Source organism: Bacillus sp. MYb56, from assembly GCF_002976445.1.
GTDB lineage: Bacteria > Bacillota > Bacilli > Bacillales > Bacillaceae_G > Bacillus_A > Bacillus_A mycoides.
Genome location: NZ_PCOH01000106.1, coordinates 1 through 2,711, shown reverse-complemented (window position 1 = coordinate 2,711; position 2,711 = coordinate 1). Strand labels below are relative to the sequence as shown.

Here is a 2,711-nt window from a genome sequence, read left to right as displayed (position 1 = left end):
AGGGTATTCAATTTTTGCATGATAAACCTACTCAAGGGCGATATGCTGCTTTCGTAGATCCGTTTAGTAACGTGCATGAAATCGCTGAATCGTTCGGATGAGTCCCACGGCAACAATTCTTTCTTTTTCGGGCCATTTATAAAAACCTTTAAGACGATATGATAAAACCGTGATTTAAAAGTATATAGAGTTGAAATATGTAAAGAGAAGCCCTTTAAATATGTTCCTTAACCTTATTTTTATCACCGTTTATATGTGTTCTGTAAACAAATGTTGTTAAAATCACCTCAAAAAGTTAACGGAATTCCAGTTCTGTTAACTTAAAATGACGGGTGGTCCCAAAAAGCAGTAATCTTTGCCGTGCCCCTTATAGAATAAAAGTGTCCTAGCAGTTCAAGATATTGATCCCTATTGTTTGTATTAAATTAGTTTGTTTTGCCTATAAGGGCTACCGCCACATCGCCATCAGCTTAAGCATTTAGGCTATTTTTAAAGTTAAAAGCACGTTACTATTCTTTTATATTAACGGGAAAGAGTGACGTACTTTTTATGCATAATTTCAGTGTACACAATGACATTATTTTTTGCACCAGAACCGGATAAACTACTGGTGTGCTATATTAATCTCCACTTTCCTCGTTATTATAAGCTAATAATGGTTCGTACATCATTATAGCGTGATTCTCCGTTACATATTGATCTTCTACAAACTGTTTCTGTTGGCTATATACTCTACGTTGAATAACATTATGTCGTATATAACCACCCCAGTATGCAGATTGGATTGAGTGTTCTTTTTCATAAACTTCATATTGATAAAGCTGCGGATAGGCTGTTCTCCATTCACCAACTAAATGTTTATCTGTGATATAAAGGTGAAGTTGATACGATTGGTCCGTTTCATTTTTAATTTGTAAGTCCAAATAGTTATAGGAACAAGTCGCTCCGCTTCCAAACGGCTGGGTCCGCTTGGAATCAGGAAAGACATCAAAGCTATGACGATATCGCTCTGTTACTGTCAGTGGTGTATGTAAGGTCATCCAATATATTAAATTTGAAAGCTGACAAAGCCCTCCTCCAATGCCTGCTTGAAAAGATCCATAGTGTAGTATCATGCCCTCTACATACCCTTTTCTCCTCGTAGGCTTACCTATTAAACGCCAGTAAGAGAATGTTTCTCCCGGTCTAATGACGATACCATTTAGTTGTTTAATAGCAATCTTCAAATTAACAACTTTATTCTGTTGATACCACATATCTACATCCTTGAGCTTACGAAGTAGTATCGTTCGGTGCTGAATTCGCTGTACAGGGTAACTTTTCTTGTTGTAAAGTTTTTGCGTATGTTTTTCCGTCTGCTAACCACTGGATGTACCTCTTTGTAGAGTAATACCATGTTCCTAGCATAATACGATACTTAGAACGCTGTTTAGGACGTAAGTTCACTATATTCATTTTATTTCCTCTCCTCTCTCTATCGTATTTATAAGTGGTTGGAAGCATATCTCCTTCTGTGTATTAGTAGGAAAACGAGCACCCTTTCGCTATGAATAAGAGTGCTCGTTTTTTCTTTTATGGATAATTCTCGAATCGTTATAGTCTCTCCCAGTAAGCGAAAATTAAATCCACTTCTTTGAAATGCCCATTTTATTCAATAAAAAGCAGCCTTACCCACTTAATATCAAACGATTAACTACACCTCCAACGGTTAGATGCGCCCTAAAAATTAGAGGAGGGTGTAGTTTTTTTATAAAACAGCTTTTAAAAATTTAATCCAAAGAGTTTACCGCAACTTGGAATTGTCCTGTAGATCCATCATCATTTGAAACGTAAATTTTATATGTTCCCACCGGTAATGGAGATAAAGCATTCCGCACATTTGTAACATTAATTTTTTGTTCACCCGGTTTTATATAACCACCAACGATGGGCTCCTTATTTGGACCTTTTACGCTATATCCCATTTTATTTTGACCATTATTTTTTATAAAAAAGCTTAAATCTGTACTCCCCTTATATACAAAAGAAGTTACAGCCTCTCCAGTATAATCCAGTGTTTGAGTTAATAATAAGTCTGTAGGAACATGTTCAATTACATTGATTGCATCATTTGATTTTTGTACCTCTTCAGCATAAGCATTATTACCTAACACGCCAAATGTTAATGCTGAAATTACTCCACAACTAACTATTAATTTATTTAAATTCATTTTAAGTTCCCCCTTGCTGTTTGTATTACATTACCATCATACATTCTTTTTAAGAGGATTTTAATGTAATGATTCATATCTTTAAAACGGTATATATTAACATCCATTCTTTAATCATTATGAAGAAGTATTATTCGCTTAGCACTTTCTCATTCTCCACGATCATTTTACTTTACTTTTCTTCTTTATCATTTTAGCCAAGAAGACTCCCTCCTCAAAGAACGTGAAGTGATGAATACGAAAAAATGATCACCTAAATCTACAAAATTGGCTCCTTCCCCATTTATTAAGTCCCCTTCAAAGCTCTTTTCTTCAAGTAAACTTTTTAAAGTATATTATTATCAAATAAATGTATCACAACAAAAAAACCGAAAAATCACATAGTTATTTCATAAGTAAACAATTATTTTGGCCTGAATATAAGTACTTATGCTGAATTTTTATGCTTCTGGTGCAAAAAGATGATAAATAAAAAAGAATCAAGGATTCCTAACGGAATCA

General features: G+C 34.3%; 1 protein-coding gene and 2 pseudogenes. 1 reads left to right on the top strand and 2 read right to left on the bottom strand.

Annotated features, from left to right (window positions below):
• A pseudogene (locus CQ058_RS32830) lies at window positions 1-101 on the top strand (VOC family protein); the annotation flags it as partial.
• Window positions 102-620: 519 nt separating this feature from the next.
• Here the strand turns inward: CQ058_RS32830 and CQ058_RS31100 are convergent.
• Both CQ058_RS31100 and CQ058_RS31095 read right to left on the bottom strand, forming a co-directional pair.
• Window positions 621-1,455, bottom strand: a pseudogene (locus tag CQ058_RS31100) (VanW family protein).
• A 314-nt stretch (window positions 1,456-1,769) separates the two neighbouring features.
• Complete coding sequence (locus CQ058_RS31095; RefSeq protein WP_002144172.1) at window positions 1,770-2,210, bottom strand: hypothetical protein; 441 nt, start codon at window positions 2,208-2,210, stop codon at window positions 1,770-1,772.
• Between the last annotated feature and the right edge of the window lie 501 nt (window positions 2,211-2,711).

Bases quoted from the DNA above. Each gene is read 5' to 3' on its own strand.
- CQ058_RS31095 (WP_002144172.1), bottom strand. From the start codon at position 2,210: ATGAATTTAAATAAATTAATAGTTAGTTGTGGAGTAATTTCAGCATTA.